Raw genomic sequence first — 12,503 nt, 5'->3', positions numbered from 1 at the left:
TCGGCGGCGATCAGAAGCGCGGCGGGAGGGCGGCGAGCAGCGAGTCGGGCTGCACGGGGAGGTCGCGGACGCGGACGCCGGTGGCGTGGAAGACGGCGTTGGCGACAGCCGCCGCGGTGCCCACGTTGCCGATCTCGCCGATGCCCTTGCCGCCCATCGGCGCGAGGTGCGGATCCTCCTCGTCCAGCCACTCCGCCCGCAGGTCGAGCACGTCGGCGTTCGCCGCCACGTGGTACGTCGCGAAGTCGTGGTTGGCGTAGTCGCCGAGCACCGGGTCGAGGGCGCCGTGCTCGTGCAGCGCCATCGAGAGGCCCATGGTCATGCCGCCGAGGAACTGCGAGCGGGCGGTCCGCGGATTGAGGATCCGGCCCGCGGCGAAGACGCCGAGCATCCGCGGCACCTGGATCTCGCCCGAGTCGAGGTCCACCCGCGCCTCGACGAAGTGGGCGCCGTAGGCGTAGCGGGCGAAGTCGCCCATTCCGGCGACGTCCTCCGTGGTGTCGACGACGACGTCGAGGCCCTCCGGGGGCAGCGGCTGCCCGTCGGCCAGCAGGGCGAGCAGGCGGTGGCAGGCCTTCGTGACGGCCCAGCCCCACGATCCGGTGCCCGAGGAGCCGCCGGCGACCGGGCCCTGCGGCAGCGCGCTGTCGGCGATGACGATCTCGATCCGGTCGACCGGCACGTCCAGCGCGTCGGCCGCGACCTGGGTGAGCACCGTGCGCGCGCCCTGGCCGATGTCGGTCGCGTTGACCGCGATCGCGAAGCGGCCGCCGGGCAGCGCAGTGGCCCGCGCCCCGCTCGGCGAGGTGAGCACGGGGTAGGTGGCGCCCGCGACCCCGGTGCCGACCAGCCAGCGGCCGCGGCGGTCCCTGCCTGCCCGCGGATCGCGGTCCTCCCAGCCGAACAGCTCCGCTCCGCGGCGGAAGCACTCGAGGTAGTGCCGGCTGGAGAACGGCGAGCCCGAATCGGGGTCGACGTCCGGCTCGTTGCGCATCCGCAGCTCGATCGGGTCGATCCCGGCGGCGACCGCGAGCTCGTCCATCGCCGACTCGAGCGCGTACATGCCGGGGCACTCGCCTGGCGCGCGCATCCAGCGCGGCGTCGGCACGTCGAGCGCCGCGACCCGGTGGGTGACCAGTCGGTTCGGCGCCGCGTAGAGGTGGCGGGTGGCCTCACCGGTCTGCTCGGCGAACTCCTGGATCGTGGAGGTGTGCGAGAAGGCCTCGTGCGCGATCGCGGTGAGCCGCCCCTCCGCATCGGCCGCGAGCCGGACGTGCGAGATCGTCGGCGTGCGGTAGCCGGCCAGCGCGAACATCATCTGCCGGGTGTAGGCGATCTTGATCGGCCGGCCGGTGAGGATGGCCGCCATCGTCGCGAGCACCACGTTCGGCCGCGGCGAGCCCTTCGAGCCGAAGCCGCCGCCGACGTGCTCGCTGCGCACCCGGATGACGGAGGGATCGAGCGAGAACAGCGTCGCGAGGGTCGACTGCACCGAGCTCGTGCCCTGCGAGGAGTCGAGGACGTCGAGGTGCCCGTCGGCCCAGGTGACGACCGAGGCGTGCGGCTCCATCGGCGAGTTGAACAGCGCCGGGGTGGAGTAGCGCGCGTCGATCGAGACGGCCGCCGCCGCGATCGCCGCGTCGACGTCGCCGTCGGAGCTGTCGGTCGGGAAGCCGGCGTTGACCTGCTCCGGCGCGTAGAGCTTGGGCTGGTCCTCGGTGAGCACGACGTCGGTCCCGGAGTCGACGTACTCGACGCGCAGCGCGGCGGCGGCCTCGCGGGCGGTCTCGAGCGTCTCGGCGAGGACGAGCGCGATCACCTGGCCGCGGTAGGCGACCGCGTGCGACTGCAGCACCTGCAGCTCCCCGTCGTCCGCGTCCTCGAGCGGCAGCGCGGAGTCGGGGGTGATCACCGAGTGCACGCCAGGAAGCGCGAGCACGGCGTCGACGTCGATCCGCCGCACCATGCCCGTCGCGACGGCCGACTGCACGGGCCAGGCGTGCAGCAGACCCTCCGGCGAGTGCTCGAAGGCGTAGCGGGCCGCGCCGGTGACCTTGTCGCGGCCCTCCAGCCGGGCCAGTGGTGTGCCCAGTGGTGTGCCGAGGGCCGTGTCGAGCGCGGTCATGCCGCCACCTCCTCGTCGAGTCCGGCGAGCTCGGCGAGGACGCCGACGATCAGCCGCGTGAGCAGCGGGACCTTGAAGGCGTTCTGCTCGGTCGGCGTCGCGGCGGCGAGCTCCGCTTCCGCTGCACGCGTGAACGCCTCGACGGTCGCGGGGCCGCCGCGGAGCAGGTCCTCCGCGATCCGCGCGCGCCAGGGCGCGTGCGCGACCGCGCCGAGGGCGAGGCGGACGTCGGTCACGGTCCCGTCGGTCACGTCCAGCGCCGCGGCGACCGAGCCGAGTGCGAAGGCGTAGGAGCGGCGGTCGCGGGCCTTGCGGTAGGTGGAGGTCGCGGCGAACGGCAGCGGCGGCAGCTCGACGGCGGTGATCACCGCACCCGCCGGCAGGTTCGTGTCGCGCTCGGGGTGCTCGCCGGGGAGCCGGAAGAAGTCGCTGATCGGCAGGCTCGCCGGCCCGTCGACGGTCTCGAAGCGGACGGCGGCGTCGAGGGCGGTGAGTGCGACGGCCATGTCGCCGGGGTGGGTCGCGATGCAGAGGTGCCCGGGGTCGGCGCCGGTGGCGATGCCGAGGATCGCGAGCTCGCGGGAGACGCCCTTCAGAGCGGAGCAGCCGGTGCCCGGCTCGCGCTTGTTGCACGGCTTCGACACGTCCGTGAAGGAGGTGCAGCGGGTGCGCTGCAGCAGGTTCCCGCCGGTCGAGGCCTGGTTCCGCAGCTGGCCGGAGGCGCCGGCGAGCAGGGCGCGGCTGAGGGCCGGGTAGCGGCGGCGGACGAGCGGGTGCGCGGCGAGGTCGCTGTTCGCGACTCCCGCGCCGATCAGGAGTCCGCCCTCGGCCGTCTCCTCGACGCCGCCGAAGTCGACGCGGCTGACGTCGACCAGCGCGGCGGGGCGCTCGACGCCGAGCTTCATCAGGTCGACGAGGTTGGTGCCGCCCGCGAGCGGCTTCGCCTCGGGGGACGCGGCGAGCAGGCGCACGGCGTCGGCGACGTCCGCGGCCCGCTGATACTCGAAGGTCCTCATCGCGCGGTCTCCGTCTCGCTCGGGTGCTCCGCCGCGTCGTGGACGGCGGGCACGATGTTGGCGTAGGTGCCGCAGCGGCAGAGGTTGCCGCTCATCCGCTCGCGCACCTCCTCGTCGTCGAGGACGACGTCGTCGGGCACCTCGTCGTCGAGCATGGCGTCGTCGGTGCTCAGCTCGGCGGTGACGTGGCTGGGCATGCCCGCGCGCGCCTCGGCGAGCATGCCGACCACCGAGCAGATCTGCCCCGGGGTGCAGTAGCCGCACTGGTAGGCGTCGCGCTCGAGGAACGCCCGCTGCACCGGATGGAGGTCGTCGCCGTCGGCCAGGCCCTCGATCGTGGTGACCTCGCGGCCGTCCAGCGACACCGCCAGCACGAGGCAGCTGTTGGTCCGGCGTCCGTCGAGCAGCACGGTGCAGGCGCCGCACTGGCCGTGATCGCAGCCCTTCTTCGAGCCGGTGAGGTCGAGCCGCTCCCGGAGCAGATCGAGGAGGGTGGTGCGGTTGTCGACGGCGACCGCTCTCGACTCGCCGTTCACGGTGACGTCGATCGCGGTCGACGGCACGGACCTGGTCTCGCTGCGCTGCGCCATGGCTGAAAGCTACCCGCGGGAGGGGCCGCACGAGGGGGCCCTTCTCGGGCGGGCCGCGGAGGGCTACCCTCCGCCCGCGACGCCGCGCGCCGGGTAGAGCGCGACCGCCTCCGGATCGATCAGGAAGTCGACCTCGTCGTCGATCCCCGCGCCGAGGGCGGCGAGCTGAGCGGGGGAGAGGTCGGCCGCGATGCCGGCGGCGCGCACCCGCACGAGGTCGCCGCGCCGCTCGAGGTCGCGGATGCGGGCGCGGACCCGGCCTGCGCCCGGCGCTCCCGGCAGGGCCGGGGCGACCGTCACGGAGGCGGGCCGGAACGCGGCCGCGGCCCGCACGCCCGCGGCGACGGAGCCCGCCGCGCGCAGCTCCACGCCGTCGTCGGTCCGCAGCCCGGTGCCGGTCGCCGTGCCTGTCAGCAGATTGAGCGCCGCCAGCTCGGCGGTGAACGGGCTCTGCGGCCGCTCCAGCACCTCGTGGGTGGGGCCGTCCTCGATCACCCGACCGCCGTGCAGCACCACGACGCGGTCGGCCAGCGTGTAGGCGTCGAGCACGTCGTGGGTGATCAGGATCGTGGTCCGCCCGGGCAGGACGCGGCGCAGCATCCGCCGCAGCAGCGGGGCGACCGCGACGTCCAGCGCGGCCATCGGCTCGTCGAGCAGCAGCAGCTCCGGGCTCGGAGCGAGCGCCCGGGCGACGGCCACCCGCTGCGCCTGCCCGCCCGAGAGCTGCGCCGGCCGGCGGTCGGCGAGGTCGACGGCGTCGACGGCCTCGAGCCAGGTGCGCGCGGTCTCGGCCGCGGCGGAGCGGCCGGCGCCGGTGCTGCGCGGGCCGAAGGCGACGTTGTCGAGCACGCTGAGGTGCGGGAACAGCAGTGGGTCCTGGGCGAGCAGGGCGACGCTGCGGCGGTGCGGCGGCAGGTGCAGGCGGCGGGCGGAGTCGAACAGGGTCGCTCCGGCCAGGGTCGCGTGTCCGTCGTCGGCGCGGAGGAGGCCGGCGAGCAGCCCGACGAGCGTGGACTTGCCGGCGCCGTTCGGGCCGAGGACGGCCGTGGTCGTCCCGGTCTCGACCCGCAGCGCGACGTCGACGCCGCGGGCGTGCAGCCGCGCGTCGAACTCGAGCGTCACGGGCGCACCTCCGTCCGGGCGGCGCGCGGCCGGCGGTGCGCGAGCCCGATCACGAGGACCGCGACGACGACCAGCACCAGCGAGAGGGCGACCGCGGCGTCCGGGTCGGTCTCGCGCTGCAGGTAGATCTCGAGCGGCAGCGTGCGGGTGACGCCTTGCAGGCTGCCGGCGAAGGTCAGCGTCGCGCCGAACTCGCCGAGCGCGCGAGCGAAGGAGAGGATCGCGCCGGAGAGCAGCCCGGGCAGGATCAGGGGCAGGGTGACCCGGCGCAGCACGGTCGAGGGCCGGGCGCCGAGGGTCGCGGCGACGCTCTCGTAGCGGTCGCCGGCCGAGCGGAGCGCCCCCTCGAGGCTGAGCACCAGGAACGGCAGGGCGACGAAGGTCTGCGCGAGGATCACCGCGGTGGTGGAGAACGCGATCCGGATCCCGAGCGCCTCGAGGGCGCCGCCGAGCAGGCCGAGCCGCCCGAAGGTGTAGAGCAGGGCGATGCCGCCGACCACCGGGGGGAGCACGAGCGGGAGCAGCACGAGGGCGCGCACCAGGCCCTGGCCGGGGAAGGAGGTGCGCGCGAGCGTGAGCGCCATCGGCACGCCGATCACGAGGCAGAGTGCGGTGGCGGCGGCGGCGGTGCGCAGGCTCAGCAGGAGCGCCGCGATCGAGGAATCCGAGGTGATCAGCGGGACGAATCCGGCCCAGTCGACGCGGGTGAGGATGCCGACCAGCGGCAGCAGCACGAAGGCGCCGCCGACGACCGCGACGGCGACGACCCAGCGGGGGACTCCCGCGGAGAGCGTCACCGGCCGGCGGGTCACGGGCGAGCGCGTCACGGGCGAGCGCGTCACGGGCGAGCGCGTCACGCCTTCCCGTTCGGGGTCTCCACCACGACCATCGTCGCCTTGACGATCGCGATCGCGGGCGAGCCCGGCTCGAGGCCGAGCTCGCGGACGGCCTCGGCGGACATCAGTGAGACGACGCGGTGCGGGCCGCACTGCAGCTCGACCTGCGCCATCACGGTGTCGGAGACCACCTCGGTGACGATGCCGACGAAGCGGTTGCGCGCCGAGCGGCCCACCTCGCTCGGGTCGACGGGGAGGATCGCGTTCTGCCGGGCGAGGCGGGCGAGGTCGAGGCCCTCGACGACGCTGCGGCCGGACGCGTCCTTGCTGCTCGCGAGGGTGCCGTTCTCGATCCACCGGCGGACGGTGTCGTCGCTGACGCCGAGGTAGTCGGCGGCGTTCTTGATCCGGATCTGCGGCATGGGAGCCATCGTAGAGCCGATTCGGCGGAGGGGGCCGGTGCTCAGGGGGCGCCGAAGCCCGCCGAGGCGAGGACCGTGCGGCCGTCGTCGCCGGCCACGTACGCGGTGAAGGCGGCCGCGAGGTCCGGGTTCGCGGAGCCGGCGACCGGGGCGATCGGGTAGGTGTTCACGGCCTGCGACGACTCGGGGAACTCGATCCCGGTCACCGCGTCGCCGGCGGCGGCGACGTCGGTGACGTAGACCAGGCCGGCGTCGGCCTCGCCCGAGGTGACCTTGCCGAGGACGTCGGTGACCGACGACTCCTCGCTGACCGGCCGGAGGTCGACGCCGGTCGCGGTCTCCACGGTGACCGTCGCCGCGCCGCACGGGACCTGGGCCGCGCAGACGACCGTCTTCACGCCCTCGCGGGCGAGGTCGGCGAACGAGGCGATCCCCGCGGGGTTGGCCGGCGGGACGGCGATCTCGAGGGTGTTGGTCGCGAAGTCGACGGGGTCGCCCTCGATGAGGTCGGCGTCGGTGAGCTTCGCCATGTTCTTCTCGTCGGCCGAGGCGAAGACGTCGGCGGGGGCGCCGTTGGTGATCTGGGTCACCAGGTCGGACGAGCCGGCGAAGGTGAGCTCGACGGTGGTGCCCGGGTGCTCGGCCTCGAAGGCGGTCGCGATCTCGGTGAAGGTGCCCTTCAGCGACGCGGCGGCGTAGACGGTGATCGAGCCGGAGAGTGCGCTGGTCGCGGTCGGCGTGCTCGAGGCCTCGGCTGTCGCGGTCTCGGCGGGTGCCGAGGCGGAGCAGCCGGCCAGGACCGCGAGGAGGGCCGCGGAGGAGAGCAGTGCGGCGGCGGCGCGGGGCAGCGTCATGGAGGGGCCTTCCTGGGTTCGACGGTGCGGGAAGGAGTTCCGCTTCTGCGTCTTAAAGGCCACTCTATTCCCGCGAAGGCGGAGCAGTGGCCGCACGGCGTCGGAGATCGCGGACCGGCCTCCACCCGGCGTCGGCAGGGCGAGTGTGCAGACCTGACGTGCTGGTGACGGCGGGTCTCGATACACCCCTGCGGGGCTACTCGACCAGCATGATGGCAAGCGGCGGCCACGCCCTTCCGACTCCTGGGAGGGAGCGTCCTCTTCGTGTCGGCCGTTCCATGCTGATCGAGTAGCCCGCGCAGCGGGCGTATCGAGATCCACCGGCGTCAGCAGGACGAGTCTGCAGACCTGTCCTGCTGGGACGGCGGGTCTCGATACGCCGCGTCCCGCGGCTACTCGACCAGCATGAGGCGTCAGCGGGTGGTGGCGAGCGCGTCCGCGTAGCGCTCGGCCGGGTCGAGGGCGAGGCCGGGCTTCACCGCGCGGGCGGTGTCGTCGGCGAGGACCTCGGCGGCGCCGCGCTCGAGGCCGTCGAGGGCGGCCGTCACGATCGCCTCGGGGCTCGACTTCGGGGCGTCCGACCACGAGGCCATGTCGGTGTCGACGAGGCCCATGTGCAGGCCGAGCACCTGGGTGCCCTGCGGAGCGAGGGCCAGGCGCAGGCCGTCGGTGACGCTCCAGGCCGCGGCCTTGGACATCGAGTACGACTCCGAGCCCGGGAACGAGACGAAGGCCGACACGGAGAGCACGTTCAGCACGGCGCCGCCGCCCGCCCGGCCGAGGCTCCCGGCGAAGGCGCGCGCGAGCATCAGCGGCGCGAAGGCGTTGGTCTCGACCGTGCGGCGGATCTCGTCGAGGTCGCCGGTGACGAAGTCGACAGTGGGGGCGATGCCGGCGTTGTTGACGACGATCGACACGTCGCCGAGGCTCGCCGCGAGCTCGGCGATGCGGTCCTGATCGGTCACGTCGAGCGCGATCGGCACGACGCCCGGCGCGGCGGCGATCGTCGAGGCGTCGCGCGCCGCGGCGTAGACGGTGCGGGCGCCGCGCGCCGTCAGCTGCCGGACGAACTCGGCGCCGATGCCGCGGTTGGCGCCGGTCACGAGCACGACGGAGTCCTGGATCTGCATAGGAGTGCCTTTCTGTAATGGTCGATAAAGAACTGGTGCGACGCACGCTAGCACGTTCCGTAGCGACTGTTATAGAATCGGAGCATGGCAGGACGACCGAGGGGCTTCGACCGCGACGAGGCGCTCGACACGGCGATGCGCCGCTTCTGGAGCGACGGCTACGACGAGACGACGGTCGCCGTGCTCACCCGCGAGATCGGCATCTCGGCGCCGAGCCTCTACGCGGCCTTCGGCGACAAGGACGAGCTGTTCCGTGCCGCCGCGAGCTGCTACGCGGACACCGCCGATGCCGCCCTCGCCCGGCTCCTCGACGCGCCGACGGCCTGGGACGCGCTGGCCGCCGTCGTCCGCTCGAGCGCCGCGGGCTACTCCGACCCGGGCACGCCCTCCGGCTGCTTCGTGCTGAGCGAGCCGCGCCTGGCCGAGCGCCGCCGTTCGATGGAGGACGTCATCGCCGCGCGCATCGAGCGGGGGATCGCCGAGGGGGATGTGCCGGCCGGCACCGACGCGGCGCGGACGGCCGCCTTCGTCGTCGCGGTGCTGACCGGGATGTCGACGCAGGCCCGCGACGGCGGGACCGCCGAGCGCGTCGCCGAGATCGGCGAGCTCGCGCTCGCGGCGCTGCCGCGCCCGTGACCGCCGCGCCAGGGAGCGCCCGGCCCGTGACCGACCCGCCAGGGAGCGCCCGGCAGCACCTCGCGGCCGCCGCCGATCTCGCCCGCCGGCACCTGGAGCATCCGGAGCGCGCCGCCGCGCTGGACCTGCGGCTGCACCGGGTCACGGCGCCGACCTCGCTGGTCTACACGCGCTTCCCGCCGACGCTGAGCCTCGTGCTCTCCGGCCGGAAGCGCTCGATCGTCGGCGATTCGGATGAGCAGTGGGGCGCCGGCCGCTTCCTGATCACGCCGGTCGACCTGCCGGTGATCGCGGCCGTCGTCGAGACCGGCGAGCAGGGCGACTTCGTCTCGGCCAACTGGCACCTGGATCCGGTGCTCGTCGCCGAGGTCGCCGGACTCGTCGCGCACCGCCCCGCCGCGGCGATCCCGGAGCGGATCGGCACGATCACCCCGGAGCTCGCCGACGCGCTGCACCGCCTGTTCCGGCTCCTGGACGCACCGGAGGAGATCCCGGTGCTCGGGCCGGCGGTGTCGCGCGAGCTGGTGCTCCGGCTGCTGCAGAGCGACCAGGCGCCGCGCCTGCTGTCGGCGTCGTCCGCCGTCCGCTCGGCCGCGGTGACCCGGGCGGTCGACGCGATGACCGGCGCGCTCGCCCACGGCTGGACGCTCGACGCGCTGGCCGCCGAGGCGAGCACGAGCGTGCCGACGCTCACCCGGCGGTTCCGCGAGCTGACCGGGATGTCGCCGCTCGGCTACCTGCGCCGGCTGCGGCTGGGCGAGGCGCGGCGCCTCCTGCTGGTGCGCGGCGAGACGGCCGCGGGCGCGGCGGCAGCGGTCGGCTACGCCAGCGCGTCGCATTTCGGCCGCGACTACCGCCGCGCCTACGAGACGACCCCCGCCGCCGACGCCGCGCTGCACCCGGGCCGGCTGGTGCAGGTCGACTGACCTGCGCTCCCGGGTCCGCGGTCAGCGCCGCGCGCCGACGATGCCGCCGTCGACCAGCAGGGTCGTGCCGTGCACGTAGGACGCCTCGTCGGTCGCGAGCCAGCGCACGGCCTGGGCGATCTCGTCCGGGCGGCCGGGGCGGCCGGCAGGGGTCGGGGCGGTCATCGCGTCGAGGATCGCCGAGGCGTGCGCGTTGCCGGGAGTGAGTGTCGCGCCGGGAGCGACCGCGACGACGCGCACGCCGTCCGCGCCGTACTCGGCCGCCCAGGCACGGGTGAGGTGGTCGAGCGCGGCCTTGGTCGCCGGGTAGAGGGCGGTGCCGAGGGTGCCGACGCGCGCCATCCACGACGTGATGTTGATGATCACGCCGGAGCCGGCCTCGGCCATCGCCGGCGCGATCGCTCCGACGAGCTGGTGCGGGACCCGGATGTTGGTGACGAGCAGCGCGTCGACGTCGGCGTCGCTCAGCTCGGCGGTCGGGCCGACGGGGAAGACGCCGGCGTTGTTGACGAGCACGTCGATCCGACCGCCGAGCAGGCGCAGCGCCTCGGCGGCGACGGCTCGGGTGGCGTCGGGCGTGCCGCCGAGGTCGGCGACGAGCACGGCGGCGGTGCCACCGGCCGCGGTGATCGCCTGCGCGACCGCCTCGGTGCGCGCGCTGTCGCGGCCGTGCACGAGGACGTGCGCGCCGGACGAGGCGAGTCGGTGGGCGATGGCCTCGCCGAGTCCACTGGAGGAGCCGGTGACGAGGGCGGTGCGGCCGGCGAGCCGGTCGTCCGTGAGGAGGGGGACTGTGGTGGTGTCGGTCATGGATCCAGCCTCGCGGCGGGGGCCGACGGCGGGTGTCCCGATCGGATCGAGGGCTGTCGCGATCCGATCACGGCGCCGCCTCTGGTTCGGACGCCTGCTGATCGAGCAGCCCCTGCCTGCTGATCGAGTGGCCCGCCACGCGGGCGTGTCGAGCGGAGTGGGCGCCTCCGGCGCCAGTGCAGGACGGGGAAGAGACCGACGTCCCCGCGGTGGGCGGGTCTCGATACGCCCCTCCGGGGCTACTCGACCAGCATTTTTGCGGGCGTCTCTTCCAAGTAGATCCACCGTGCCGGCCTGGACGGGTCTCGATACGCCCCGCCGGGGCTGCTCGACCAGCATGTGCGGTCCGGAGCGCACGCCTGTATCGCGCACGCTGCCTGCTGATCGAGCAGCCCGCGGAGCGCACCACGCATCCTGCTCGAGCAGCCCCTGCCTGCTGATCGAGTAGCCCGCGCAGCGGGCGTATCGAGATCCGCCGTCGTCAGAACGGCGCGGGGACGTCGACGAAGCGGGGCTTCGGCGGCGGCTCGGGCGGTCGGCCGGGGAGTGGCGGCGGGCGGTTGCTGATCCGCCGGCCGGTCGGGCTCGTCCAGACGATCATTCCGTCGTCGTGTCTGACGTACGTCCACTGGTCGCCGTGCCGGATGTGGTGGTGCGAGGTGCAGAGCGAGACGAGGTTGTCGAGGGAGGTCTCGCCGCCGTTGCGCCATTCGAGGGTGTGGTCGGCCTCGCTGGTCGCGGCGGGGCGGGTGCAGCCGGCGAAGCGGCAGGTCTGGTCCCGCAGCTGGAGGTGCAGTCGCATCTGCGGCGGCGGGACCCGGTAGGTGCGGCCCACGGAGACGACCGCGCCGGTCTCCGGATCGGTCAGGACCCGGGTGAACGACGGAGCCGTGCGGATCAACTCACGGGCGATCTCGGCGGGGACCGGGCCGTAGCCGTCGAGATCCGCGGGCGCGTCGTCGAGACCCACGGCGGTGGAGGCGGCGAGGGTCAGCCGGACCTCGGCGCGGATGCCGGGGACGAAGGTCGGGTCGGGCCGGTGCTCTTCGTTCGGAGTCGTTCCCGCGATGTCACCGTCGCAAAGCAGGTCGACAGCGGCGTCGGCGCTGAGCTGCTGCAGGGTGCGCGGATCGCCGTCGTCGCGGAGGGTGCGGGCGATGCGGCGCAGCCGGTCGTACGAGCCCGACACGACCGGCGCTGGGGCGTGGATGCAGAGGGTCGCCATCCCGTCGACGTCCGGGGTGACCCAGACCGCGCGGTCTTCGCGGGCGCGGGCGTGCCGCTCGTCGAGGGGCTGCTCGTGCAGCTCCTCCCGCCAGCGGGTCAGGGCTCGGCGCAGCTGCGTGGTCGTCATCGTCAGCGCGGCGTCGGCGGCGCGCTCGTCGAGGGCCGCGCGGGAGGCCTCCGGGAGGCTGCTCGCGGTTCTGCAGATCGCCTCGCCGACCTCCCAGAGGATCCGCGCGTCGCGGAGCAGGGCGCGGGTGAGGGGAAGGTGCTCCATCAGCATCTCGGCGGTCTCGAGGCGTCGGCAGACCTCCCGCTCGGACACGCCGAGCGTCACCGCGAGCTCGGCGCGGATCGAGCGCTCGACGAGATCGCGGGTCTCGCTGCGCGTCGCGCCGCGGGCGAACGCCTTTGGGACGGTGAGCGCGATGCGGTGGCCGCGGTGCATCCGTTCCGCGGCTCTGAGGCGCGTCGGCGAGTCGGCGCGCTCGGCGGCCGCGGAGTCGTCGAAGCAGTCGCGCACCTCCGCGAGTGCTGCCGCGTTCTCATCTTCTGACATACGGATATCGAAGCAGGGGCCACCGACAGCATGGTCGGAACCACGGGCTGATCGGGGACAACACCGTCGGATCGCGAGTGTGGAGGAGACCCGCTCCCGGATGTCTCGGCGATGGTGGGTCTCGATACGCCGCCGGCGGCGGCTACTCGACCAGCATGCGAGGGCCGCCGACGACGGCTACTCGACAAGCATGAAGCCCGCCACCCGCATCGCGGCTGCGGACGGCGACCCCACCCTGATCGAGCAGCCCGCG

General features: G+C 74.3%; 12 protein-coding genes. 2 read left to right on the top strand and 10 right to left on the bottom strand.

Annotation, left to right across the window (positions count from 1 at the left end):
• Positions 1-10 precede the first annotated feature (10 nt).
• From MT353_RS11080 to MT353_RS11045, 8 genes are all read right to left on the bottom strand, one after another.
• A complete protein-coding gene (locus MT353_RS11080; RefSeq protein WP_243624436.1) occupies positions 11-2,125 on the bottom strand; it encodes a xanthine dehydrogenase family protein molybdopterin-binding subunit in 2,115 nt (704 codons plus the stop codon).
• Positions 2,122-3,141: a xanthine dehydrogenase family protein subunit M gene (locus MT353_RS11075; RefSeq protein ID WP_243624435.1), complete on the bottom strand. Its 1,020-nt coding sequence runs from the start codon at positions 3,139-3,141 to the stop codon at positions 2,122-2,124. Before MT353_RS11075 ends, MT353_RS11080 begins: the two co-directional genes overlap by 4 nt.
• Positions 3,138-3,731 (bottom strand): 2Fe-2S iron-sulfur cluster-binding protein, encoded by a 594-nt coding sequence (locus tag MT353_RS11070; protein WP_243624434.1) that lies wholly within the window; start codon positions 3,729-3,731, stop codon positions 3,138-3,140. Before MT353_RS11070 ends, MT353_RS11075 begins: the two co-directional genes overlap by 4 nt.
• A 63-nt stretch (positions 3,732-3,794) precedes the next feature.
• Positions 3,795-4,853, bottom strand: a complete 1,059-nt coding sequence (locus MT353_RS11065; protein ID WP_243624433.1) for a sulfate/molybdate ABC transporter ATP-binding protein — start codon at positions 4,851-4,853, stop codon at positions 3,795-3,797.
• The gene (locus MT353_RS11060) at positions 4,850-5,680 is read right to left on the bottom strand and encodes an ABC transporter permease (RefSeq protein WP_243624432.1); all 831 of its coding nucleotides are present in this window, start codon (positions 5,678-5,680) and stop codon (positions 4,850-4,852) included. Before MT353_RS11060 ends, MT353_RS11065 begins: the two co-directional genes overlap by 4 nt.
• 26 nt (positions 5,681-5,706) lie before the next feature.
• Complete coding sequence (locus MT353_RS11055) at positions 5,707-6,111, bottom strand: molybdopterin-binding protein (protein ID WP_123737136.1); 405 nt, start codon at positions 6,109-6,111, stop codon at positions 5,707-5,709.
• 41 nt (positions 6,112-6,152) lie between these two features.
• Positions 6,153-6,965: a molybdate ABC transporter substrate-binding protein gene (modA, locus tag MT353_RS11050; protein WP_243599264.1), complete on the bottom strand. Its 813-nt coding sequence runs from the start codon at positions 6,963-6,965 to the stop codon at positions 6,153-6,155.
• 413 nt (positions 6,966-7,378) lie between these two features.
• Complete coding sequence (locus tag MT353_RS11045) at positions 7,379-8,095, bottom strand: SDR family oxidoreductase (RefSeq protein ID WP_243624431.1); 717 nt, start codon at positions 8,093-8,095, stop codon at positions 7,379-7,381.
• A gap of 84 nt (positions 8,096-8,179) precedes the next feature.
• On the opposite strand from MT353_RS11045, the gene MT353_RS11040 reads away from it, so the two are divergent.
• Together MT353_RS11040 and MT353_RS11035 are read left to right on the top strand one after the other, a co-directional pair.
• Positions 8,180-8,731, top strand: coding sequence for a TetR/AcrR family transcriptional regulator (locus tag MT353_RS11040; RefSeq protein WP_243624430.1), 552 nt, complete (start codon positions 8,180-8,182; stop codon positions 8,729-8,731).
• A 26-nt stretch (positions 8,732-8,757) separates the two neighbouring features.
• Complete coding sequence (locus MT353_RS11035) at positions 8,758-9,657, top strand: AraC family transcriptional regulator (protein ID WP_243624429.1); 900 nt, start codon at positions 8,758-8,760, stop codon at positions 9,655-9,657.
• Between the two features lie 21 nt (positions 9,658-9,678).
• Here MT353_RS11035 and MT353_RS11030 read toward each other — a convergent pair whose 3' ends face one another.
• Both MT353_RS11030 and MT353_RS11025 read right to left on the bottom strand, forming a co-directional pair.
• Positions 9,679-10,467: an SDR family NAD(P)-dependent oxidoreductase gene (locus MT353_RS11030; RefSeq protein ID WP_243624428.1), complete on the bottom strand. Its 789-nt coding sequence runs from the start codon at positions 10,465-10,467 to the stop codon at positions 9,679-9,681.
• Positions 10,468-10,948: 481 nt separating this feature from the next.
• A complete protein-coding gene (locus MT353_RS11025; protein WP_243624427.1) occupies positions 10,949-12,250 on the bottom strand; it encodes an HNH endonuclease signature motif containing protein in 1,302 nt (433 codons plus the stop codon).
• Positions 12,251-12,503 lie beyond the last annotated feature (253 nt).

This window comes from Rathayibacter sp. VKM Ac-2927 (assembly GCF_022815525.1).
Taxonomy (GTDB): Bacteria; Actinomycetota; Actinomycetes; order Actinomycetales; family Microbacteriaceae; genus Rathayibacter; species Rathayibacter festucae.
Note: the sequence above shows the minus strand (reverse complement) of the source record. Positions and strands in the feature narration are given on the sequence as shown.

Coding starts and splice junctions, on each gene's coding strand:
- MT353_RS11080 (WP_243624436.1), bottom strand. CDS start 2,125: ATGACCGCGCTCGACACGGCCCTCGGCACACCACTGGGCACACCACTG.
- MT353_RS11075 (WP_243624435.1), bottom strand. CDS start 3,141: ATGAGGACCTTCGAGTATCAGCGGGCCGCGGACGTCGCCGACGCCGTG.
- MT353_RS11070 (WP_243624434.1), bottom strand. CDS start 3,731: ATGGCGCAGCGCAGCGAGACCAGGTCCGTGCCGTCGACCGCGATCGAC.
- MT353_RS11055 (WP_123737136.1), bottom strand. CDS start 6,111: ATGCCGCAGATCCGGATCAAGAACGCCGCCGACTACCTCGGCGTCAGC.
- modA (WP_243599264.1), bottom strand. CDS start 6,965: ATGACGCTGCCCCGCGCCGCCGCCGCACTGCTCTCCTCCGCGGCCCTC.
- MT353_RS11045 (WP_243624431.1), bottom strand. CDS start 8,095: ATGCAGATCCAGGACTCCGTCGTGCTCGTGACCGGCGCCAACCGCGGC.
- MT353_RS11040 (WP_243624430.1), top strand. CDS start 8,180: ATGGCAGGACGACCGAGGGGCTTCGACCGCGACGAGGCGCTCGACACG.
- MT353_RS11030 (WP_243624428.1), bottom strand. CDS start 10,467: ATGACCGACACCACCACAGTCCCCCTCCTCACGGACGACCGGCTCGCC.
- MT353_RS11025 (WP_243624427.1), bottom strand. CDS start 12,250: ATGTCAGAAGATGAGAACGCGGCAGCACTCGCGGAGGTGCGCGACTGC.